A 23,078-nucleotide genomic window follows, 5' to 3' on the forward strand; every position below is an offset into this window, starting at 1 on the left:
GGATGACGGCTATGGTAAATCTGCGCCTTGCGCATAAACTGCGCATCAGCACCGCTGTGCTGATGCTTTTTGTCCTGATGGGGTCGCTGGCCGCGTACTGGAAGATCCGCCAGGCCAGCGAGCTCTCGGTCGATCTGTCGACGCGCCAGCTTCCGGCCATGCTGGCGATGCGTGATCTGCGCCTGCATGCCGTCGAATCGTCGACCGCGCTCAAATCGTATCTGCTCTTCGGCGTGGACCCGGCGATGGCGGCCCGTTACCGCGGGCAGTTCGACCGGGCGCAGCAGGAGGGTCTGACCTCGGTGCAGGCTATCGAATCCGCCCGCTCCTCGCTCGCGCGCAACGTCGACATGACCAGGCTCGACGCGATGCTCAGCGAGTATCACATCTACGAGGAGAAGCAGAAGACGGTCGCGCAGATGGCCTTCGGCCAGGGCAGCGACTCGACCGGCAAGGCCTTCGACCTGCTGCAGGGCGAAACGGCGCAGCACTACGACCGGCTCTCCAGCCTGATGACGACCGTGCTCGACCAGCAGGTCGCAGCCTCCGGCCACAGCCTCGAGGAGACGGTGCATCTCAGCCATCTGGAGGCCATTTACATGTGGCTGGCCACCTTTGCCGGCGGCCTGCTCGGCCTGCTGCTCTCCGAGGTGACCATCCGCCGCATCGTGCGCTCCATCGTCATGGTCGCCGACCGCGCGCAGTCGATCGCCGAGGGCGATCTGATGAGCGAGGCGCTCAGCCTGGACTCGAACGACGAGGTCACCGGCCTGGCGCGCTCCGTGAACCAGATGCAGCAGAACCTGCGCGAGATGATCGGCACCATGGGCGAGATCGCCGCCACGGTCAACCAGGACGCGCTGGAGCTGACCCGCTCCGCCGCCGACTCCTCGCGGCGCACCAAGGAGCAGAGCCTGCAGACGCAGCAGGCCGCCGCCGCCATGCAGGAGATGTCGATCAGCATCGCCGAGGTCTCGCGCCACGCGCAGAACTCGGCCGCCAATGCCCGCCAGGCCGCGGCCACCGCGCGCGAAGGCGGCTCGATCGTCGATCAGATGCTGGTCAGCATGCAGTCGATCGCCGACTCGGTCCGCAACACCGCCGACACCGTGCAGCGCCTCGGCCGCGAGTCCGAACAGATCATTCGCATCGTCAACGTCATCGAGGAGATCGCGCAGAAGACCAACCTGCTGGCCCTCAACGCGGCCATCGAGGCGGCCCGCGCCGGTGAGCAGGGACGCGGCTTCGCCGTCGTCGCCGGAGAGGTCCGGCGTCTGGCCGAGTCGACGCGTAACGCCACCAGCGAGATCGCTCAGATGATTCAGGGCATTCAGGGCCACACCCGCGGCGCCGTGCAGGCGATGGAGACCGGCACCGCGACCGTCAGCGAGGGCGTCGAAACCACGCGCCGCGCCGGCGAATCGCTGGCCCGCATCATCCAGGCCTCCGATCAGGTGGACTCGATGATCGCGCAGATTGCCACGGCGGCCACACAGCAGGCCGAAGCGGCCCGCCAGTCGAGCGAAAACGTCGACGTCATCAACCGGCTGGGCGAAGAGAGCGCGGCGGCCATCCCCGCGATGAACACCATCGTCCATTCTGTCGAATCGGGCGCGCAGCGGCTGCAGCAGCACATCGGCAAATTCCGCATCGAGGAAAGCCGCGCCATCCTGCGTCCCGGCCTCTCCGTGCATCCGGGTCCGCAGCCGGTTCCGGCCTACGGCGATTGATCCTTTTTGCGCGCAGGAACAGAAAAGGGCAGAGCCAACCCGCTCTGCCCTTTCTCTTTTGCCTCAGTTCCCTGCTCTTTGCCGCGATTATGCCTCGTTGATGCCGTGGCACTTCTTGTACTTTTTGCCTGAGCCGCAGGGGCAGGGATCGTTGCGTCCCACCTTCTCGCCCGTGCGCCGCTGCGCCGCAGCCGTGCTCTCCTGCGCTGCGCTGCCGGCCATGCGCGCATGCTGCAGCTCCTGCTTCTTTTTCCGCTCGAACTCGCGCTCCAGCGCATCGATCGTTGTCGAAGGCTGGCGCGTCGGAATCGGAATCGCCGGGCGCTCCGTCACCGCCGCCGGCGCATGATGCCCGTTCACCGCGACCGGATCGGCCGAAGCCACCGCGGGAGCGGCCGGAATCGCCTGGCGCGGACGCGACGGCACCACCACCGGCTGTCCATCCGGTCCAACGATCTGCATGAGGAAGAGGTAGCGCACCGTATCTTCCTGGAAGCGCTCCATCATTTCCTCGAAGATCTCGAAGGACTCCTTCTTATAGACCACCAGCGGGTCCTGCTGCCCGTAGCCGCGCAGCCCGATCCCCTCCTTCAGGTGATCCATATTGAGCAGATGGTCCTTCCACAGGCCGTCGAGCACGCTCAGCATGATCATGCGCTCGTGGAAGCGCATGGCCTGGCCGCCGATGAACTGCTCCTTGGCCTCGTACTTCTCCTTCAGCCGCTCGAAGAGCGTCTGGCCCAGCTCATGGCGCGTCATCTGTGAGGTGTCGACCTCTTCAGCCTTCACGTCGAAGCCGAAGTGCGCGATCAGCTTCCCATTCAGTCCGTTCATATCCCACTGGTCGGGATGCTGCTTCTCGGGCGTGAACTCATCGAGCAGCTCGCTCAGGACATTCGGAACATAATCCTCGACGATCAGCTCCTTCTGGTCGACCCCTTCCAGAAGCTGATGGCGCAGCCCGTACACCGCCTCGCGCTGCTTGTTCATCACGTCGTCGTATTCGAGCAGGTGCTTGCGGGCCTCGAAGTTCTGCGCCTCGACCGCCTTCTGCGCGCCTTCGATGCGGTTCGAGATCATCTTCGACTCGATCGGCACGCCCTCTTCCATGCCCATCCTCTGCAACAGCGTCGAAACCCACTCCTTTGCGAAGATGCGCATCAGGTCGTCTTCGAGCGACAGATAGAAGCGCGAAGCTCCCGGATCGCCCTGGCGTCCCGCGCGGCCGCGAAGCTGGTTATCCACGCGCCGCGATTCGTGCCGCTCGGTGCCGATGATGTGCAGGCCGCCGGCCGCGATCACCGCGTCGTGCTCGCGCGACACGTCCTGCGCATAGGCGCCGTACACGCGCTCCCAGTCTTCCTGCGAGGTCTCGAACTCCTGCCCCAGGTAGTAGAAGCGCAGCATGCCCGGAGCGGCCATGGGATTGATGGCGCCCTCGGCCGGACTGATCGAGCGGGCCAGGCCCTTCTTCATCAGCTCCTGCCGCGCCATGAACTCCGCATTGCCGCCGAGCAGAATGTCGGTACCGCGGCCGGCCATGTTGGTGGCGATGGTCACCATGCCCAGACGGCCCGCCTGCGCCACAATCTCGGCCTCGCGCTCGTGATACTTCGCGTTCAGCACCACGTGCCGCACGCCTTTGCGCGCCAGAATCTGCGACAGCAGCTCCGATTTTTCGATCGAGGTGGTGCCCACCAGCACCGGCTGCTGCTTCTCATGCAGCACCGCGATCTCGTCGGCCACGGCAAAGTACTTTTCCTTCGACGTGCGGAAGACCACGTCGGGGTTCTCGATGCGCAGCAGCTTCCGGTTGGTCGGAATCACGACGATGTCGAGCTTGTAGATGTCGCCGAACTCCGCGGCCTCGGTCTCGGCCGTGCCCGTCATGCCGGCCAGTTTTTTATAGAGGCGGAAGTAGTTCTGGAAGGTGATCGTCGCCAGCGTCTGGTCTTCGCGGCGGATATTCACGCGCTCCTTGGCCTCGACCGCCTGGTGCAGGCCATCGGACCAGCGCCGTCCCGGCATCAGTCGCCCGGTAAACTCGTCGACGATGATGACCTCGCCGTCCTTCACCACATACTGCACATCGCGCTTGTAGAGCGAGTGCGCCTTGATGGCCACCTCGACGTGGTGCTTCAGGTCCCAGTTCTCCGGATCGGCAATATTGCCGATGCCCAGCAGGCCCTCGATCTTTTCCCATCCCTCGTCGGTCACGCTGATGGTCTTGTGCTTCTCGTCCACCACGTAATCGCCGGTCAGGGTCTTCGTCTCGCCGTGCTCGATCTCCTCGCCCAGCTCGAGCGACGGAATGATGCGGTCCACCCGCGCATATTTATCGGTGGTCTGGTCGGTCGGGCCGGAGATAATCAGCGGCGTCCGCGCCTCGTCGATCAGGATCGAGTCCACCTCGTCCACGATCGAGAAGTAGTGCCCGCGCTGCACGCAGTCCGAGAGCTCGAACTTCATGTTGTCGCGCAGATAATCGAAGCCGAACTCGTTGTTGGTGCCGTAGGTGATATCGGCCCCGTACGCCTGGCGGCGCTGACTGTCGTCGAGATCATGCACGATCACGCCGACGCTCAGCCCGAGGAACTCGTAAATCTTGCCCATCCACTCGGCGTCGCGCTTGGCCAGATAATCGTTGACGGTCACCACGTGCACACCGCGGCCGGCCAGCGCATTCAGGTAGCAGGGCAGCGTCGCCACCAGCGTCTTGCCTTCGCCGGTCTTCATTTCAGCGATCTTGCCCTGGTGCAGCACCATGCCGCCGATGAGCTGCACGTCGAAGTGCCGCATATTCAGCACACGCCGCCCGGCCTCGCGCACCACGGCGAAGGCTTCGGGAAGAATCTCGTCCAGAGCCTGCTTCTCGGCCTTGTCGCGATCCTCAGCGTCCTCGATGCCCTCGAGGGCCTTTGCAATGCGCGCGCGAAACTCCGTGGTTTTGGCGCGCAGCTCGTCATCGGAGAGCTGCCGCGTCTCCGGATCGAGCGCGCCAATGGTCTGAACCTCGGGCAGAAGACGTTTGACCACCCGCTCGTTGCTGGTCCCGAAAATCTTTGTAAGTGTGCTACCGATCAAAGCAGAATTTCCTCACTTTATAGTGTAAATGGTCCGGAGGAAGGGCGGCTTTTCGCCCGGCCCGGCAGGCAACACGATGAAATTCTCTCTTTTTTACCAGCCCATCTGGCGCATCCGCTCAAGAATGATCGCGCTGTAGCGATTCATGCGCTCGGGCCGCCGCTTCAGCGGAGCCGGCAGAATAGCGGCGAGCCGTGACGCCTTCTCCCGGTCGATGTTCCGCGCATCGGTTCGATACCAGGCATGCGATGCGGGCTCCGCGCCGTAAATCCCCGGACCCCATTCCACGACATTGAGGTAAAGCTCCAGAATGCGCCGCTTGCCGAGAACCAGCTCGGCCACCGGCACCAGTGTGAACTCCGCGCCCTTGCGAAGGATCGAGCGGCCCGTTCCGAAGAACAGGTTCTTCACCAGTTGCTGCGTAATCGTCGAGCCGCCGCGAATCCGTCCGCCCTCCATATCCTCTCCGGCTGCAAGCTCGATCTGGTGCCAGTCGAACCCGTGGTGCTGGTAGAAGCGCGCGTCCTCCGCCGCAATGACGGCGTGCTGAAGGTTAAGCGAGATCTGGCCGAGCGGAATGAATTTGTACCGCTCATGATAAGGCCGGTGTTGAACCCAGGCCTGCACGCGGCGCTGCATGTGGACCGCTGTTGTGGGCGGATCGACCCACCGGAGAGCCACCAGCATCAGCGAAGCCAGCAGCCAGAGAGCCCCTGCGCCGATCCCAAACCATCGGGCCGCGAGAAGAAGACGATTCTTCTTTCGGGAGCGGGCTCTGACGGATGTGGCAGGAGTTTCAGTCATGCTCCAGAATAATTTGCCACAGACCGTCCTACCCTTCCACAAATGCCTTCAGCCGGCCCAGTGCCTCGTCCCACTGCGCCGAAACGAAGTCGAGATACTCGCGCATCTCCCGCACCGGCTGCGGGGCAAATTCAAAGAGGCTCTCGCGCCCCTGGCGCACGCAGCGCACCATCCGCACACTCTCCAGCACGCGCAGATGCTTCGTCACCGCCTGCCGCGTCAGCCGCGAGCCTTCCGTAAGCTGCGAGATCGAGCAGCGCTGCCCGCGGCTCAGCGTTGCCAGCAGCGCCAGCCGCGTCTCGTCTCCCAGCGCCGCAAACACAGGCGCGGCGGAAGCGTTTGGCACCGGCCGCCGGGCAGCCCGAAACCTGCCCTGAGCCTGTCGAAAGACCGGCCCGTTTTTGGTCAGTATGCGGACCGATGCGGGTTTACCGCCCCTCTCCGCCGCGGTCTTACGGCCTCTTTGCGACATATTCCCGAATATTCTCCATCTGCTGCGCCCACCCGCCGTCGTTCATCCGGAAGGCCTCCAGCCGCCGCTCCGCCGGAATCTTCTCAAAGCCCGACTCGGTCACCGTCAGCAGCGTTCCCTCTTCCGTCTTCTTCAGATGGAACTCGACCAGCGTCGGCGTCTCCTGCGAATAATCCTTCTTCGCATCCACCGCGTACGGGTGCCACGTATACGAAAAGTAGTGCTCGGGCTCGATCTTCTGCACCACCACCTCCATTCGCATGTGCTCATAACCCGGCCAGGTAATGTAGCCGCCCGCCGTTTGCCCCGCAACGAACGGGCCCTCCAGCTTTACGCGAAACCACTCGCCAAACTGCTCGTGATCCGTCAGCGCCTTCCATACCCGCGACACCGGCGCCTTCAGCTCAATCCGCTTCTCAATGCGATGCTCCATCGTTACGCAACCTCTGTGTTGCATATTAGGCCAACCGACTTTCGATATGCAACCATTTTGTTGCCTGTTTAGATCTTTGCTTCTGCCGCACCACTACAGGGCAGAAGTCCTGCGCAGATGCCGTCGAGAGCTACTTCGCGCGGGGGTGGGTGCGGTCGTAGACCTCGGCCACCTGGCCGACGGTGAGCTGCGTATAACGCTGCGTCGTCGAGAGCCGCTCGTGCCCCAGCAGCTCCTGAATGGCGCGCAGGTCCGCGCCCTCCTCCAGCATGTGCGTGCCGAAGGCGTGCCGCAGCGTATGCGGATGCACCTCCGACGGCAGCCCGTGGGCCAGCGCAATGCGCTTTACGATGCGGCCCACGCTGCGCGTCGTCAGCCGCAGCTGCGATCCGTTCTTTGAGCCCTTCAGCCGCGCATTCAGCAGCAGCGCTTCGCTCGATCGATGTGTTGCCGCAGCCGCTTTCCCCGCCGCCAGCTTCGCTTCCCGCAGGGGCAGGTACGCGCGCAGAGCCTGCGCCGCCGCATCGCCCAGCGGAACATAGCGCTCCTTCCGCCCTTTGCCGCGCACCAGGATCGCCTCGTTCGCCCAGTGAATGTCCTTCAGGTCCAACCCGACCAGCTCCGCATTGCGGATGCCGCATCCGTACAGCAGCTCGAAGATCACGCGGTCGCGCTCCGGCCACGCCGTGGCTTCGGTATCGGCGGTTCCATCGACGGCGCGATTCATCTCCTCGATCGTGGGCACGCGCGGCAGATGCTTCGGCAGCTTCGGCGTGGCGACAAGAGCCGCCGGGCTCTGCTCCACCTCGCCCTGCCGCGCCAGCCATTTGAACCACGAGCGAATGGACGCCAGCGCACGCGCCACCGAGGCTTTGGAGAGCCCGCGCTGATACAGCTCGCTCAGATACGCGCGAATGTGCGGGTGCTCGATCTTCCGTACAGAAAAATCTGCTCCATGCGCGGCAATGAGAAACGCGGCAAAGCCGTGCAGCTCGCGCTCGTAGGCCCGCAGCGTGTGCGCAGAAGCGCCGCGCTCATGCGCCAGCGCGGCAAGAAAGCGTTCGGTGAGCCGCACGATCTCCGGCTTTATCGCTTCAGACATGGCGCTTTCGCCTCGCAATCACGGCATCAAGGGTCCACCGGTCATATGCCGCGCAGGCCGCCAGGAGCCAGGACCCCGCGACGTAAACGAAAACGCCATAGTTGAGCGGATCGTGGATGCCGAGCACCGCCGTCATCGACAGGCCGAAGGCCAGCGTCAGCAGGCCGCTGAGCAATGCCGCGGCACGAAGCATGAGACCGGTCACCAGCAGAACACCCAGAACCGTTTCTGCAAACGTCGCGATCCACGCGAGCGCGGGAACCATCGCGGCCGGACTCCAGGGATTGAGCGTGGCTGTATAGGCCACGAAGTTGTGAAAGTTTCCCCACGCGACCGATGAAGTTCCCAGCGGTCCCCAGATTCCAAAACGGTCGGCCACGGCGGAAAGAAACCCGGCGCCCAGCGACAGCCTCAGAAGGAGAGACGCGAACTCGAACTGCATTCGATGGCCGCGCGGCATTTCATCTCTTTCATTACGACTCCCGCTGGCCATCACGGCTCCTGCGGGCTTCGCTTTGCCCGGGGATGATGCTCGCGGTGCACGGCCTTCAGCCGCCCCAGCGCGAGATGCGTATACACCTGCGTCGTCGCGATGTCGGCGTGGCCCAGCAGCGTCTGCACGGTGCGCAGATCGGCTCCGCCCTCTACCATGTGCGTGGCGCAGCTGTGCCGCAGCATATGCGGGCTTGCGTGCCGGTCGCTCTGCTTCACCAGCTGCCAGATCCACTGCCGCGTCAGCGGCTCGCCGCGCACGGAAAGAAAGAGCGTCACGGCAAGGCTTGATGACTTTGCCAGAGCCGGGCGTCCCTGCTTCAGATAGGTCTCCAGCGCCTCGACCGCGGCGCGGCCCAGAGGAACAATGCGCTCCTTGTCGCCCTTGCCCCGCACCAGCACCCGTCCGGCATCGAGCGAGAGATCGGCAACGTGCAGCCCGGTCAGCTCCGAGACGCGCAGGCCGCCCGCGTACAGCAGCTCCAGAATGGCGCGGTCGCGCAGCGCAATCGCATCCGCCTCGGGATGATCGGCGGCCATACCGGCCTGCTCCAGCATCGACTTCACTTCGCTCTGCGCCAGCGACTTCGGCAGCACCTTCCACGCCGACGGCGAATCGAGATTCAGCGTCGGATCTCTGTCGATCTTCTTGTCCAGCAATAGCCAGCGATATAAGCCGCGCAGACACGACAGCTTGCGCGCTGCCGACCGCGACTCGACGCCATGCTTTCCCAGATGCTCCAGAAAGCCCGAGACGTGCTGCTGCCGCGCGTGGAGAAAGACCGTATTCTCCAGCTCCAGAAACTCGGCAAACTGCAGCAGGTCGCGCTCGTACGCCTCGATGCTCAGCGGGCGCAGCCCCTTTTCGATGCGCAGGTACGCCAGATACTCGCGCAGAATCTCGGCATTGCCGGGCACACTCACACTCTGATTATCCGCAATACGGCTGATTGAAAACAGCGCGGAGGAACCAGACTCATCAGCCCCCAGGCATCCGCCTCACGGCTGCGGAGCGACCGGCAGCTCGATGTGCGAGCCGGCGTAGATGCGCTGCCCGGCGGGCTTAAAATCCGCGGGCTGCGCTTCCATGATGTTCGGCACGAAGGTCTGCGGGTTGCGGTCGTAGAGCGGGAACCAACTGCTCTGCACCTGCACCATAACGCGGTGGCCTTTCAGAAAAACGTGGTCCGCGCCGTGCAGGCTGAATGTGTACTCCTCCGGCTGGTTCGCCGGAATGGCTTCTGGATGCGCATAGCCTTCGCGGTATCGGCCGCGAAAGATCTCGTCGACGATCATCAGCTCGTAGCCGGACATCTTTCCCAGGGAAGGGTCGTCCGGGTACTCGTCGATCAGCTTCACCACCCAGTCGCTGTCCGTGCCCGAGGTCGACGCCGTCAGATCGGCCACCACATCGCCCGTAATGGTCAGATCGTGATCGAGCGGCGCCGTCGTCCATGAGGCGACATCCTTCCGGCCGTTGAGAAACCGCTGATCCTGCACCAGCCACGTGTACCAGCCTGAGCCGGCCGGCGCATACGTCGCCTCGATGGGGCGCCTGCGATAAGGCACCGGATCTGCCGGATCGGAGGTATACGCGACAAAAGCCTTTGTATCGGCCGGCATGCTGAAGCCGAGAGAGCCATCGGCCTGCAGATAAAGATCGCGCTCCTTCACGTTCTTTGGAGGCCACTGGTCGTAGCGCATCCAGCGGTCGCTGCCCGTCTGAAAGGCGGCCGTATTCTTCACATCGAATCCCGGCTGATCCTTCAGGTAATACGCGAAGAAGGGCGCCTCGATCTGCGCACGATACTCATCGCCCACCGGAGCGCCAAAGTCCAGCGCGCCGAGATGCCGCGTGGTCTGCGACCAGCCGCCGTGACGCCAGGGCCCGAGCGCGAGAAAGACGCGATGCATCGGATCGCCGGGCTGGTTGTGAGGCTCAAGCACAGCATACTGCTCCTGCGGCCCCCACATATCTTCCTGATCCCACCAGCCACCCACTTCGAGCGTCGGCACCGTCACGGAATTGAGGTGATACTGCACCGCGCGCGATCGCCAGAACTCGTCGTACGACGGATGATCGAGGAAGGCCTTCCACGTCGGCAGATCAGAGGAGCCGGAGATCTTTCCCGCCTGGGCAAACGATCCGGCATGCAGAAAATAGTCGTAGGCGTCTTCGTTCAGCCAGCCGAAGGTTGCCTGCTTACTGCTCTCCATGCCCAGCACATAGTCGTAGCCGTAACTCTGGCGAAAGGCTCCGTTATGAAAGAAGTCGTCGCCGATCCACACATCGGTCATGGGAGCCTGCGGCGAAATGGCCTTCACCGCGGGATGAGGATCGATACCCGCCTCCGCGGCCAGAAACCCCGGATACGAGATGCCCAGCACCCCGACGCGTCCATTGTTGCGGGAAACGTGTTTGAGAAGCCACGCCACCGTGTCATACGTGTCGGTGCTTTCATCCACCGCATGCGGATCGTGATGATCCACAATCGGGCGCATCATTACGAACGTGCCCTGCGATCCATAGCGGCCGCGGATATCTTCCATCACAAAGATATAGCCGCTCTGCGCCAGCTCCGTATTTTCCGCGTTGATGCTGTCCGAGGCCGCCCAGTCCACTCCGTACGGGGTTCTCTGCATCAGAAACGGCAGTGGCGCCTGCGTGTCTTTTGGGCGAAGAATGATGGCGTGCAGCCTGACCCCGTCGCGCATCGGGATCATCACCTCTTCCCGGTCGTAGGGGCGGAAGTGGTTCGGCTCAGGACGGCCGTCGATCCTTGGATCGAACGACTCCTGCTCGTCCGCGATGCGCCGGACGCCGGTCACTTTGCCTGCGGCATCTTTTTCAAAGCGGTAATGCACCGAGCCGCCGCCCGCGGTGAAGGTATCGGAGGACTGCGCCGTCAGATCGAAGCGTGGGGAGCGGGCCGATTCAACGTAGAGGTGATCTCCGTCCTCGAAAAACGAGAGGATGATGTCCGGCTCATCCTGCGAGCGATACCGGCCGGCATAGCTGCGCAGCGTAGCCTTGTCCACATGGACCGGATCGGCAGTTGCCTGCTGCGCGCAGCACGCCGCGATGGAAAGAACAGCGCCCGCAAGCAGAACAAGTGGGGCAGCAACGCGCGAACAGAGCATGAATGAAGGGCTCCTGGCAACGGAAGGTCTGCACCAGTGTAGCCGCACTGCAATGACGGCGCCCCGAAATTTCGCCTCTGTATCTGCCCTGCCGCATGCCCCCGGCGACGACAGCCGCGCCGGTTATTTCGCCGCGGCAACCTTTGCGTTCTGCCCGCACGCGGTGCAGAGCGCTCCGGTGATGCCCTTACCCTGCTCGACGGTGTAAATGCGATCCACCGCCGGAAGCTTCACCTTCTCCACCGCGCCGCCCGGCCAGTGAATCTCCACGCTGTCCACGGTGGTCGCAGTTCCCAGGCCGAAGTGCACACGCTGGTCGTTCGACGACATGTAGCTGCCGCCGCTGAGAACATCGTCGCGCTGGCGCATTCCATTCGCGGTAAGATACACGGCCGCTCCCACCGCGTCCCGCGGCCCCTTCGGACCGCCTTCCAGCTTCAGCTCCACCCAGTGATGATGGTCGTCGCTTACGTTGCGAAAGAGGACCGGGTGATGATCCATCACATTCACGACCACATCGATCTTGCCGTCGTTGAAGAGATCGCCAAAGGCCGCGCCGCGTCCGGGAATCACGTCGGCCAGCGCGGTGCCCTTTACTGCCGGAACATACTCGAACTTCTGCCCCTGAATGTTGTGGAACAGCAGCGGCCGCTCTGCGAAGGTGGTGCCCCAGTCATGCTGGTCCACCTGCGGATACACGTGGCCGTTGATCATCATAATGTCTTTCCAGCCGTCGTTGTCGTAGTCCAGAAAGCCCACGCCCCAGCCAAGGAAAGGAATGCTCACCTGCGCAATGCCCGCGTGATAGCTGACGTCGGTAAAGTTGGCGTCGCCGTCGTTGTGATACAGAACCTTGTAATCGTCGGAAAAGTCCGTCGTCACCAGATCGAGACGCCCGTTGTTCTGATAATCGCCGACGCCCAGACCCATCGCGGCAATCTCGCGTCCGTCCTGGTTCAGCGCAAACCCCGACGCGTAGCTGTCGTCCTCAAAGGTGCCGTTGCCCTTGTTCAGATAGAGATAGTTGGGCGATGAATCGTCGGCCACCACCAGATCGACCTTGCCGTCGTTGTTCAGATCGGCGAAGACGGAGGTGAAGCCGTAGTAGCCGTTCGGATCGCTGACGCCCGCCTTCACGCTTACATCCGTAAAGGTTCCGTCTCCGTTGTTATGGAAGAGGTGATCATGCTCGCCCGGCAGTCCGCGCGGACCGCACATGGTCGGCACGCCGCGGAACTGGCATCCGGCAAAGGCCACGGCCCTCGTGCCCGGCACCGGCGGGTGATCCACATCGTAGTGAATGTATCCCGGAACGAAGAGGTCGAGCCGTCCGTCGCCATCATAATCGCCAAACGACGCACCCGTCGACCAGTTGCCCAGCGTGACTCCGGCCTTTTCGGCCACGTCGGTAAAGGTGCCGTCGTGGTTGTTGTGGTAGAGACGGTTCTTTCCGAAGTTGCTGACATAAATGTCGGGCCAGCCGTCGTTGTCGTAATCTCCAATGGCCACGCCGAAGCCCCAGCGGTCGTTGGTCACGCCGGCCTTTGCGGCCACATCGGTAAATGTGCCGTCATGATTGTTGTGAAAGAGCGCGGCATGCGGCGGAGTCGTCTTTCCGCTCAGAGCGTCGTAGGTCGAGCCGTTGACGATATAAATGTCGAGCCAGCCATCGTTGTCGTAGTCGATCAGGCCCACGCCGGAGCCGTTCGTCTCGATAATGAACTGCTTCTGCGGCGTGCCCATCGTGTGCGTCCAGCTCGTCAGCCCGGCCTGCTGGCTCACATCCTTAAAGATCACCGGGCCCGAATCGACGAATCCGCCTGCCGTAATCGGGCGATTCTCCGCGTCATGAATCGCGGTGTGCACCCCTCCGGTGCTGCTGCCGCCCATCGGCTGCTGGTCCGGAGCCTGAGGAGCCTGCGGCGTCTGAGCCGCCGAGAATAGTGTCAGAGAAAAAGCGGCAAGCCATACTGCTGCGAAACGTCGAAATAACAACCGTGGCACTCCTGTCCGAGGGATTCGGCGCAAGGATAGCAGAATCACCGGCGCTGCTGCCCGCCTTTTCGACGGCTCCACTGCTTTGCCGGCATGCCTTTGCGCTTTATGCACACGGCTGTGCAGAAAATGAAATGCGGGTTGAAAACGCCTGCGCAGCCAAATACTATACAAACCGCAGCCGCGGAGCCTCGGTCCACCGCATTCCCGACTTCGCTGCGTGGCTCACAGCGCCTCCCGGGAACCTGTTCCCGCGCGAGGACGACCGCCCGCAACGCAGAAGGATCTGACGGAAACGCATGAATATCAGGGAAGTTGCACAGCTGGCCAAAGTCTCCACGGCAACCGTATCGCGCACCATCAACGGCTCGAGCAAAGTCACTCCGGAAACGGCCGAGCGGGTGCGCCGCGCGATCGAGCAGCTCCGCTTCTACCCCAACACCAACGCGCGCGCCCTCGGCTCCGGCAAAAGCAGCCTGTATGGGCTCATCATCTCCGACATTACCAATCCGTTCTTCCCCGAGCTGGTCAAGAGCTTTGAAGACATCGCCGTGCAGCACGGGCAGGAAGTGCTGGTGGCCAACACCAACTACGACCCGGCCCGCATGGAGATCTGCGTCAGCCGTATGCTGCAGCGAAAGGTCGACGGCGTCGCCATCATGACCTCGGAGATGGACGAAAAGTTCATCGACGAATTCAACAGCCGCGGCATTCCTCTGGTCTTTCTCGACACCGGCAAGCCGCAGAAGCTGATCAGCAATATCGTCATCGACTATGCGGCGGGAGTGAACGCGGCGGTCGAGCACCTGATCGGTTTCGGCCACACGTCGGTCGGATTCATCAGCGGTCCCATGTCGCTGGCCTCCGCGCGCATTCGCCGCAAGGCCTTCGTCAGCAGCCTGAAGCAGAAGGGCGTTCGCCTCGATCCTTCCATGATCGAAGAGGGCAACCACCGCGTCGACGGCGGACACGACGCCATGGCCCGGCTGCTGAGCAAGCGCATTCGCCCCACGGCGGTGCTGGCATCGAACGACATGACGGCCATCGGCGCCCTCGGCGCCATCCACGAACGCGGACTGCGGGTTCCGGAAGATATCTCGCTGGCCGGCTTCGACGACATCGAGATCAGCTCGTTCACGCAGCCTTCGCTGACCACGGTGAAGCTCTCGCGCAACGATGTGGCGAAGGTCGCCTTCCGCTCGCTCTACGACATCAACGTGAACGCCGGGAAGGGCGGCGAGTACCGGATTCAGCCGCTGCTCGTGGTTCGCCGGTCGACCGGACCTGCGCCGGTAAAACCGGGAAAGCGCTGAACGCCTCCGGCCACAGGCTGAAGCGGAAGCCACGCAGCCCGGGCTCGATGCCCTGAACTTCAGGCTGGGCTGCCCTGTTCTTATTTCCCTCTTGCGACTGCAGGACCAGGCTCGGCAGTCTGCGTGGAATGCAGATGCCACGGAACGCTCTCTTCTGAGAACTCCGGATTCTTCTCCAGATACTCGAGCGTGTTCGTGCTCGCCATCGGATCGTCCTTCTCATCGGCAAAGCGTGCCGCTTCCTGCGCGGCCAGATCTTTTTTGCCCAGCCTGCGGTAGACGATCGCCAGGATATAGTGCGCCGGCAGAGCATCGGGATCGATGCCCTGCAGTATCTGATACTGCTTCTCGGCCAGCTCGTATTTGTGGAGCTGGTAGTAGCTGAAGCCCAGCTCGCGGTGCGCATCGGGCGACTGCGGGAACTCGTCCGCCACCTTTTCCAGATCGGTGATCGCGGCCGAGAGCTTCCCTTCATTGCGATAGACCAGCGCCTGGTAGTACAGAGCGCGCGGGTTGCCGGGGCTCATCTCCAGCGCCTTCGCAATCTCTCTGTCGGCGGGCTCGTACTTCTCCCACTGGTAATAGGCCAGGCCGAGATTGGTGCGCGCATCGGCGTAATCCGGACGCATCTCCGCAACATGCGTGAAGGCGTCCACCGCCTCGGCGTACTGCTGCGCGTCGAGCAGACCGATGCCGAAGTTGTTCCAGCGCATCCAGTCGGGATTGTCCTGCTCCGCATGGGCTTCTGCGGGATTATGACCGATCACGAACGTCCGCGTCCGCGACGCCATCTCCGTCACCGGATACGCCGGATGCTTTTTGCCCAGGATAAAGTCCGTGAAGGGCTCGTTGAAGTGCCGGTAGTTCACCTTCGCCGTAACCGTGAGCGGCCCCGTCGCGCCGGCGGGAATATGGAACTGATACCGCACCACCGACGAACGGCCGGAGGCGATGGTGGTGTCGCTCGCATTCGTGTGACGCAACCACACCTCGTGTTTGATCAGCAGCCGGCCCTTGTCATCCAGCATGCGGGTCACGAAGCTGTGCGCCTCGGGATCGAGCGTTCCGTCCGGCTGCACCGCGCCGCTCTCAGCGATCACACGGCCGCGCGCATCCTTCACCGTAAACTCCACCCAGGCTTCGAAGATGTCGCGCTGCTCGGGGATCAGTGTGTGGCCGATTCCCTTGTTCTGAATCACCACCGCCGTCTCGACATTGTCGTTCGGCTTCAGATCGAAGGCCGTCGCGCCCAAGGGAGCGATCCACGGACCGCCCGCAGTGCGGCGAATCGCAAACAGATCGACATTCAGCCGGTCCTTCTGGAGAAACTCCTCGGTCCGCTGCACCTGATCTTTGTACTTAAAGTAGTAGGGCACCGCGGTGTTGCCGGCCACCCAGCGATGCGAGGCGATCTTGCCATCCTTTACAGCGTAGTCGCTCAGCGTCGCCTTCTCTTCCGGCATGTGGCAGTCCTGGCATTTGGTGAAGGGCTTCGAATAGAAGGGCAGCGGCGAGCGGTGCGAGAAGGACGAGGCCTGCCACTCGTCGTACAGGCCGATCGCGCGCAGCCACTTATAGTTGTTCAGCGTGCCGGGAAGATTGGCCTTATGACAGGCTCCGCAATACTCCGGCGTGCGGTAAAAGTCCTTCATCACCGCGGCCACATGGCGGTCGGTGTGCGCCAGAATCTCACTGTACGGCACCTCGCCCGGAATCGGCTTGCCGTTCGCATCGACGATGACCGCCGGCACGCCCATCACGTAAGAAGCCACGCCGTATGACGGCTCCAGCTTCTGGATCGAGTGACAGACCGAGCAGGTGACGCCGTCATTATCGAAGTGACGGTCTTTGATGAAGGGCTTCGAGGTCAGAGCGCCGGAAAGCAGCGCCACCGGGTCATGGCAGCCCTCGCAGTGGCGGGAGAAGGCGATGCCCTGCGTGGTGTTCAGCAGCTCGACGTTCTTTTTGTAAAACGGCTCACGGAAGGAGTTGGCGTGCAGCGACTCGCGCCACTCATGGTAAGTCTCCTTGTGGCAGTGGCCGCAGTACTGCGCCGTGGGAAAGGCGCTGGCCGGGATAAATTCACCGGTCGAGGTCTGCGCATTGCTGGGTAAAAACATCTGCTCTTTGCCGAAGGGCAGATCGTAGTTCTGCAGCACGTGAGCCGTGTAATCTTTTCGGTCCAGATCGGGCCCCGAGCCCGCATACACGCTGCGAAGACAAAGCCCTGCTCCAGCAATGGCCAGCAGGCTGAAAAGAACGATCCGTAACCTTGTTTTTGAGAGCCGCATTCTTTTTTTGCCCGGAAGCCTTAGAGAGCGCAGGCGCTCTGAAAAGCCTCCGCAGTCGGTACTCTACTGCAACGAAAAGAGGATGCTCAACTGCGAACTGCCGTTTTGCGACAAATCCGCCAGAAGTCGTGGCCCGGTCTCATACTTTTGGTGGAGTCGGCGCTCCGGAGGATCGGCTCTCAATCGATGCGCTCATGGCGGTATCCCTGCGCCGCCAGCTCATTGCGAATCTCGGTAATATGCTCCGCGCCGCGCGTCTCGAGGGTAAAGTCGATGACCGTATCGCCCAGGTTGACGCCGTAATAGGCGCGGTCGTGCGAGGTCTGCACGATATTCGCTCGCGCTTCGGCGATGATCTTCGTCAGCTGGTGCAGCGCGCCGGGACGGTCGGTCAGGTGTACCCGCAGGCGGGTCCGCCGTCCATCCTTGACCAGGCCGCGCTCGATGATACGGGCCAGCAGGCTCACGTCGATGTTGCCGCCGCAGACCAGCACCGCCGTCCGCTGTCCGGTCAATGAAGTCTTCTTCTGCAGCAGCGCAGCCAGAGCAGCCGCGCCAGCGCCCTCGGCCAGCGTCTTCTCGCGCTCCAGCAGAATCATGATGGCGTTGGCAATCTCCTCCTCGTCGACCGTCACCAGCTCATCCACATAGCGGCACACCAGCGGCAGCGTGCGCTCGCCCGCGCGGCGCACGGCAATGCCGTCGGCGATCGTCGCCTCGGCGGGAATCATCACCGGCTTTCCGGCCTCGCGCGCGCGCACCATCGAAGGCAGCCGCTCGGTCTGCACGCCTACTACGCGAATCTTCGGATCGGACTCCTTGATCGCGCAGGCCACGCCGCCGATCAGTCCGCCGCCGCCGATGGGAACCACCACCGCTTCCAGCTTCGGAATCTGCTCCAGCAGCTCGAGGCCGATCGATCCCTGCCCTGAGATCACATCGTCGTCATCGAAGGGATGCAGAAAGGTCAGCCCGTCGGCCTCGCCCTGGCGCAGCGCTTCCGCATACGCTTCGTCGTAGTTGGCGCCGTGCAGCACCACGTCGGCGCCGTAGTTTGCCGTCGAAGAGACCTTCACCAGCGGCGTCATCAGGGGCATCACGATCCGCGCCCGAATGCCGCGCTCGGTCGCATGATAGGCCACCGCCTGGGCATGGTTGCCCGCGCTCGCCGCGATCACGCCCCGCTTCCGCTCCACATCCGTCAGCGTAAGAATCCTGTTCAGCGCGCCCCGCTCCTTAAAGGCTCCGGTGCGCTGCAGGTTATCCAGCTTGAGAAACACCTGCTGGCCGGTCATCTGCGAAAGCGCAGCCGAATGCGGCGCAGGAGAGCAGTAGATTACGTCGCGGATACGCTGCCGCGCGGCCTGGATCGATTCGAGTGTGACGCTCATGGAACTTCCTCTCGTGCAAAAGAAAAGCCACCTTCCGCTCCCGGCGGTGGTGGCTGCTTTCTGCGATGTCTCTACTGCTTAACTTCGCTGCTCTGGCCGCCCCGCTCTGCTGGGTATCCCAATCATGGGCGTAATAATTCGCACATCAATCATGATGGCGCGAATGGCGGAGATGAACAGGACCGAACGCATGACGAATGCTGGCATGAGAACAGAGCGCCGCCCGCAAAGTCAACTTTCGGCCACGCGCACGCCGGCAGCGAAGACCGCGCAGCCGCCCGCGCCGAAGAAGTACGGCAGCTCGCGATAATCTTCCGCCTCGTGAATCGCAAAGTCCGCCGTCTTGCCCGCTTCGAGCGAGCCGATCTCGTGGCCGCGCCCCAGGCTGTGCGCCGCATTGATGGTGGCCGCCGTCAGTGCCTCCGCCGGCGTCATCTTCATCTGCGTGCAGGCCAGCGACATCACTATGCGCATCGACGGAGTAGGCGAAGAACCTGGGTTGAAGTCCGTCGCCAGCACCACAGCCAGCCCGGCTTCGATCATCGCCCGCGCCGCCGGATACTTCTGCGATCCGATGGCGTACACCGAGGCCGGCAGCAGCACCGGCTGCACGCCCGCGCGCTTCAGCGCCTCGATCGACTGCTCTCCGGACTGCTCCAGATGATCGCAGGTCGCCGCGCCCAGCTCCGCAGCCAGATCGGACGCGCCAAAGGCGGTGAACTGATCGGCATGCATTCTCAAACCCAGGGCATGCCGCTTCGCCGCCGTGAGCACGCGCCGCGCCTGCCCGAGCGTAAAGACTCCCGTCTCGCAAAAGATGTCGCAGTACTCCGCGAGTTTTTCTTCCGCGACACGCGGCAGCATCTCTTCGATCACCAGCCGCACGTACTCGTCGGCCTGTCCCGCATACTCTTCCGGAATTTCGTGCGCGCCGAGAAAGGTCGGCACGCAGCGCAGCGGCGTTGTCTCACCGACGCGGCGAATCACGCGCAGAATCTTCAGCTCATCCTCGACCGTAAGCCCGTAGCCCGACTTCGCCTCGACCGTCGTCGTGCCGCCAGCCAGAAACCATCGCGCATACCGCTCGGCGCTCGCCGCAAGCTCCGCCTCCGAGGCCGCACGCGTGCGGCGCACCGTGGAGCAGATCCCTCCGCCCTCCGCGGCAATCTGCCGGTAGGTCATGCCCGCGCAGCGCTTCTCAAACTCATCGGCGCGGTTCCCGGCAAAGACCAGATGCGTATGCGCATCCACAAATCCTGGCGTTACGATGCGTCCTCCCGCATCGACGATCTCCGGATGCTCCGTCTGCGGCTCCATCTCCGCGAGCATACCCACCGCGGCGATCCGACCGTCGCGCACCAGCATCGCGCCGCCGCCAACGATGCCCAGCTCGCGCATCTCGCCGCCGGTTCGCGCCCGCGCCGGTCCGGCCAGCGTCACCACCTGCGCAGCATTCATCACCAGCAGATCGCCCTTGTGGCGATGCGTGACGCCTCCGGCACGCTCTTTACGGTCTTCGGGCAATCGCACGCTCACTTCCCGGCCTCGCGCATCGGAATGCGAATGCCGTTCGCTTCGGCGAAGGCAATTGCCTCGGCGCAGCCCGCGTCCACATGGCGCAGCACGCCTGTGCCGGGATCGGTCGTCAGCACTCGCTCCAGCCGCTGCGCAGCCAAGTCCGTTCCATCGGCCACCACCACCATGCCCGCATGCTGCGAGTAGCCGATGCCCACGCCGCCGCCGTTGTGAATACTCACCCACGACGCGCCCGCCGCCGTATTCACCAGCGCATTCAGCAGCGGCCAGTCGGCTACGGCGTCCGATCCATCCGGCATCGCCTCCGTCTCGCGATAGGGCGACGCCACCGAGCCGGCATCGAGATGATCGCGCCCGATCACCACCGGCGCGCTGATCTCGCCGCGCCGCACCAGCTCATTCATCGCCATGCCGAACTTCGCGCGCTGCCCATAGCCGAGCCAGCAGATGCGCGCCGGCAGACCCTGAAAGTGAATTCGCTTCTGCGCCAGCCCGATCCAGCGGCGCAGGCCCGCATCTTCCGGAAAGAGCTCGAGCGCGAGCCGGTCCGTGCGGTAAATATCCTCCGGATCGCCCGACAGCGCGACCCAGCGGAACGGCCCTTTACCCTCGCAGAAGAGCGGACGAATGTACTCCGGCACAAAGCCGGGAATGTCATACGCACGTGCCACACCTGCGATCTTCGCCTGCGTGCGCAGATTGTTGCCGTAATCGAAGGTCACCGCGCCGCGCTGCTGCAGCGCGAGCATCGCCTCCACGTGCCGGCCCATCGCCGCCATCGAGCGCCGCGTGTACTCATCGGGATGTTCCTCACGCAGACACAGCGCCTCCGCCAGGCTCATTCCATTCGGCACATAGCCGTTCAGCGGATCGTGCGCGCTGGTCTGGTCGGTCAGCACATCGGGCACGATGTTGCGGCGAATCAGCTCCGGCAGCGCATCGGCCGCATTCGCCACCAGTCCCACGGAAATCGCCGCACCGCCTGCGCGCGCCGCTTCGAGAATCTTCAGCGCCTCATCGAGCGTGAACGCGATGTGATCGCAGTATCCGCTCGCCAGCCGCTTCCTGATCCGCTCCGCATCCACGTCGATGCCGAGAAAGCACGCACCGTTCATCGTCGCAGCCAGCGGCTGCGCGCCGCCCATTCCGCCCATGCCGCCGGAGACGATCAACCTTCCCGCAAGCGATCCGCCGAAGTGTCTTCGCCCCGCCTCCGCAAAGGTCTCGTACGTGCCCTGCACGATGCCCTGGCTGCCGATGTAGATCCATGAGCCGGCCGTCATCTGGCCGTACATCATCAGCCCTTTGCGCTCCAGCTCGTGAAAGTGCTCCCAGTCCGACCATCGTCCCACCAGGTTCGCATTCGCCAGCAGCACACGCGGCGCCGCTTCATGCGTGCGCAGAATCCCCACCGGCCTGCCCGACTGAATGAGCAGCGTCTCGTCATCGGCGAGCGAGCGCAGCGCGCGAACGATGGCGTGGAAGGCCTCCCAGTTGCGCGCCGCCTTTCCGGTCCCACCGTAAACGACCAGCTCTTCCGGCCGCTCCGCGACCTCGGGATCGAGGTTGTTCATCAGCATCCGCAGAGCCGCTTCCTGCTGCCAGCCACGGCAGCTCAGCACGCTTCCCCGCGGAGCACGAATCACAGGCGCTTCCGTCTGCAGCATCGCATCCTCCTCTCGCGCAGCTTCACCGGCGGCTCTCAGCCGCGCCAGCGATCGAAGCCTCCCGCGCGAATCTTCGCCGCCAGCCCTTCGATCTCCGGCGACAGCACACGATCTTCGCCAAGCGGCGCGACCTGCTCGCGCAGCAGCCCGACCGCCAGGCCCACCTCTTTCGCAGGACGCAGCGGCAGCCTGTACTCCAGCCCCTGCGCCGCCGCCATCATCTCAATCGCGAGCACATGCCCGGCGTTCTCCACCACCTGCCGCAGCTTCAGCGCCGAGGTCATGCCCATCGACACATGATCCTCTTTTCCGCCCGAGGTCGGCACGCTGTCCACGCTCGCCGGATGCGCCAGCACCTTCGCCTCGTTCAGCAGCGCCGCCGAGGCGACGTGCGCCAGCATCAGCCCCGAAGAGACTCCAGGCGTCCGCGACAGAAACGGCGGCAGCCCCTCGTTGATATCCGGATTCACCAGCCGGTCGATCCGCCGCTCGCTGATGCTCATCATGTCGGTCAGCGCGATCGCGGCGTAATCGAGCGCGAGGGCCAGCGGCGCTCCATGAAAGTTGCCGCCGGAGAGAATCTCCCCGTCGCCGTTCTTCGCGCCGTCCTCCGCCCCGTTCCCCACAAAGATCAGCGGATTGTCCGTCGCCGCGCCGCTCTCCACCTCGATCACCTCGCGGACATGCGCCAGCGCTCCCCGCGCCGCGCCGTGCACCTGCGGCATGCAGCGCAGACAGTACGCATCCTGCACACGCGGATCGTTGTGCCGGTGCGACTCGCGAATCTCGCTGTCTTCCAGCAGGGCGCGCAGATGCTTCGCCGCAGCCATCTGTCCCGCATGCGGACGCGCAGCATGAATCCGCGCATCGAAGGGAGTCGGCGTGCCGCGCAGCGCTTCGAGCGACATGGCTCCGGCCAGATCGAAGAGCTCCACCACACGCAGCGCACGCGCCACCGCCAGGCCGCCCACCGCCGTCATCGCCTGCGTGCCGTTCAGCAGCGCCAGTCCTTCTTTGGCCTGCAGCACCAGCGGCTCGATGCCCGCCAGCCGCAGCGCCCGCTCCCCCGCCATGCGCTCGGCGCGGAAGAAGGCCTCGCCCTCGCCGATCACCACCAGCGCCAGATGCGCCAGCGGAGCCAGATCGCCGCTCGCGCCCACCGACCCACGCGCCGGAACCACCGGATGCACGCCGGCGTTCATCATCGCCGCCAGCGTCTCGATCAGCAGCGGGCGCACGCCGCTCAGCCCCTTCGCCAGAACATTGGCACGCAGCAGCAGCATGGCGCGCACCTCATCCTCCGGCAGCGGCTGGCCTATGCCGCACGCGTGGCTTCGCACCAGATTGTGCTGCAGCTCCTCCAGTTGATCCGGAGGAATATGTACGTCGGAGAGTTTGCCGAAGCCGGTGTTGATGCCGTAGGCGGTCTCCCGGCTGGCCAGCAGATGATCCACCACGGCGCGCGATGCACGCACCGCAGTCATTGCCTCCGTTGCGATGGTGACGGTGCAGCGCCCGCCGACCACAGCGGCGATCTCTTCAATGGAGAGCGGACGTCCTGAAAGTTGCAGCGAAGAAGCCATCGCCCAACAGCTTAACCGCGCGCGGGTGAAAGGCGATACGGCGA

Annotated in this window: 16 protein-coding genes; 2 read left to right on the forward strand and 14 right to left on the reverse strand. The window is 63.7% G+C overall.

Translation table 11 applies throughout. The annotated features are described in order from the left end of the window. Positions 1–2: 2 nt before the first annotated feature. Entirely contained in the window at positions 3–1,730 is a 1,728-nt protein-coding gene (locus D0Y96_RS17630) for a methyl-accepting chemotaxis protein (RefSeq protein WP_158562464.1), read from the forward strand. 87 nt (positions 1,731–1,817) lie between these two features. Here D0Y96_RS17630 and secA read toward each other — a convergent pair whose 3' ends face one another. From secA to D0Y96_RS17675, 9 genes are all read right to left on the reverse strand, one after another. Further along, positions 1,818–4,814, reverse strand: coding sequence for a preprotein translocase subunit SecA (gene secA / locus D0Y96_RS17635; RefSeq protein ID WP_117302517.1), 2,997 nt, complete (start codon positions 4,812–4,814; stop codon positions 1,818–1,820). Between the two features lie 93 nt (positions 4,815–4,907). Then, complete coding sequence (mtgA, locus tag D0Y96_RS17640; RefSeq protein WP_117302519.1) at positions 4,908–5,618, reverse strand: monofunctional biosynthetic peptidoglycan transglycosylase; 711 nt, start codon at positions 5,616–5,618, stop codon at positions 4,908–4,910. Positions 5,619–5,646: 28 nt separating this feature from the next. Then, positions 5,647–5,964, reverse strand: coding sequence for an ArsR/SmtB family transcription factor (locus tag D0Y96_RS20610; protein ID WP_350449112.1), 318 nt, complete (start codon positions 5,962–5,964; stop codon positions 5,647–5,649). A gap of 106 nt (positions 5,965–6,070) precedes the next feature. Then, complete coding sequence (locus D0Y96_RS17650) at positions 6,071–6,523, reverse strand: SRPBCC family protein (protein WP_117302523.1); 453 nt, start codon at positions 6,521–6,523, stop codon at positions 6,071–6,073. A gap of 130 nt (positions 6,524–6,653) precedes the next feature. Continuing rightward, positions 6,654–7,625: a tyrosine-type recombinase/integrase gene (locus tag D0Y96_RS17655; RefSeq protein ID WP_117302525.1), complete on the reverse strand. Its 972-nt coding sequence runs from the start codon at positions 7,623–7,625 to the stop codon at positions 6,654–6,656. Beyond that, positions 7,618–8,085 (reverse strand): DoxX family protein, encoded by a 468-nt coding sequence (locus D0Y96_RS17660; RefSeq protein ID WP_117302527.1) that lies wholly within the window; start codon positions 8,083–8,085, stop codon positions 7,618–7,620. The genes D0Y96_RS17655 and D0Y96_RS17660 overlap by 8 nt, the downstream gene beginning before the upstream one ends. Before the next feature lie 32 nt (positions 8,086–8,117). Beyond that, complete coding sequence (locus D0Y96_RS17665) at positions 8,118–9,041, reverse strand: site-specific tyrosine recombinase (protein ID WP_199480434.1); 924 nt, start codon at positions 9,039–9,041, stop codon at positions 8,118–8,120. 75 nt (positions 9,042–9,116) lie between these two features. Continuing rightward, positions 9,117–11,258, reverse strand: a complete 2,142-nt coding sequence (locus tag D0Y96_RS17670) for a CocE/NonD family hydrolase (RefSeq protein WP_117302529.1) — start codon at positions 11,256–11,258, stop codon at positions 9,117–9,119. Between the two features lie 123 nt (positions 11,259–11,381). Next, positions 11,382–13,148, reverse strand: coding sequence for a CRTAC1 family protein (locus tag D0Y96_RS17675; protein ID WP_117302531.1), 1,767 nt, complete (start codon positions 13,146–13,148; stop codon positions 11,382–11,384). Between the two features lie 404 nt (positions 13,149–13,552). Between D0Y96_RS17675 and D0Y96_RS17680 the strand changes: the two genes are divergently transcribed. Then, complete coding sequence (locus D0Y96_RS17680; RefSeq protein ID WP_117302535.1) at positions 13,553–14,566, forward strand: LacI family DNA-binding transcriptional regulator; 1,014 nt, start codon at positions 13,553–13,555, stop codon at positions 14,564–14,566. Between the two features lie 80 nt (positions 14,567–14,646). On the opposite strand, the gene D0Y96_RS17685 is transcribed toward D0Y96_RS17680, so the two are convergent. The 5 genes from D0Y96_RS17685 to hutH all read right to left on the reverse strand — a co-directional run bounded on the left by D0Y96_RS17685 (position 14,647) and on the right by hutH (position 23,034). Further along, positions 14,647–16,857, reverse strand: coding sequence for a tetratricopeptide repeat protein (locus D0Y96_RS17685; protein WP_117302537.1), 2,211 nt, complete (start codon positions 16,855–16,857; stop codon positions 14,647–14,649). Between the two features lie 179 nt (positions 16,858–17,036). Continuing rightward, positions 17,037–18,248 (reverse strand): threonine ammonia-lyase, encoded by a 1,212-nt coding sequence (locus tag D0Y96_RS17690; RefSeq protein ID WP_117302539.1) that lies wholly within the window; start codon positions 18,246–18,248, stop codon positions 17,037–17,039. Between the two features lie 231 nt (positions 18,249–18,479). Further along, complete coding sequence (gene hutI, locus D0Y96_RS17695) at positions 18,480–19,778, reverse strand: imidazolonepropionase (protein WP_199480436.1); 1,299 nt, start codon at positions 19,776–19,778, stop codon at positions 18,480–18,482. 2 nt (positions 19,779–19,780) lie between these two features. Beyond that, complete coding sequence (gene hutU / locus D0Y96_RS17700; protein WP_117302541.1) at positions 19,781–21,451, reverse strand: urocanate hydratase; 1,671 nt, start codon at positions 21,449–21,451, stop codon at positions 19,781–19,783. Between the two features lie 35 nt (positions 21,452–21,486). Continuing rightward, positions 21,487–23,034 (reverse strand): histidine ammonia-lyase, encoded by a 1,548-nt coding sequence (hutH, locus tag D0Y96_RS17705; protein ID WP_117302543.1) that lies wholly within the window; start codon positions 23,032–23,034, stop codon positions 21,487–21,489. Positions 23,035–23,078: the final 44 nt, after the last annotated feature.

This window comes from Paracidobacterium acidisoli (assembly GCF_003428625.2).
Taxonomy (GTDB): Bacteria; Acidobacteriota; Terriglobia; order Terriglobales; family Acidobacteriaceae; genus Paracidobacterium; species Paracidobacterium acidisoli.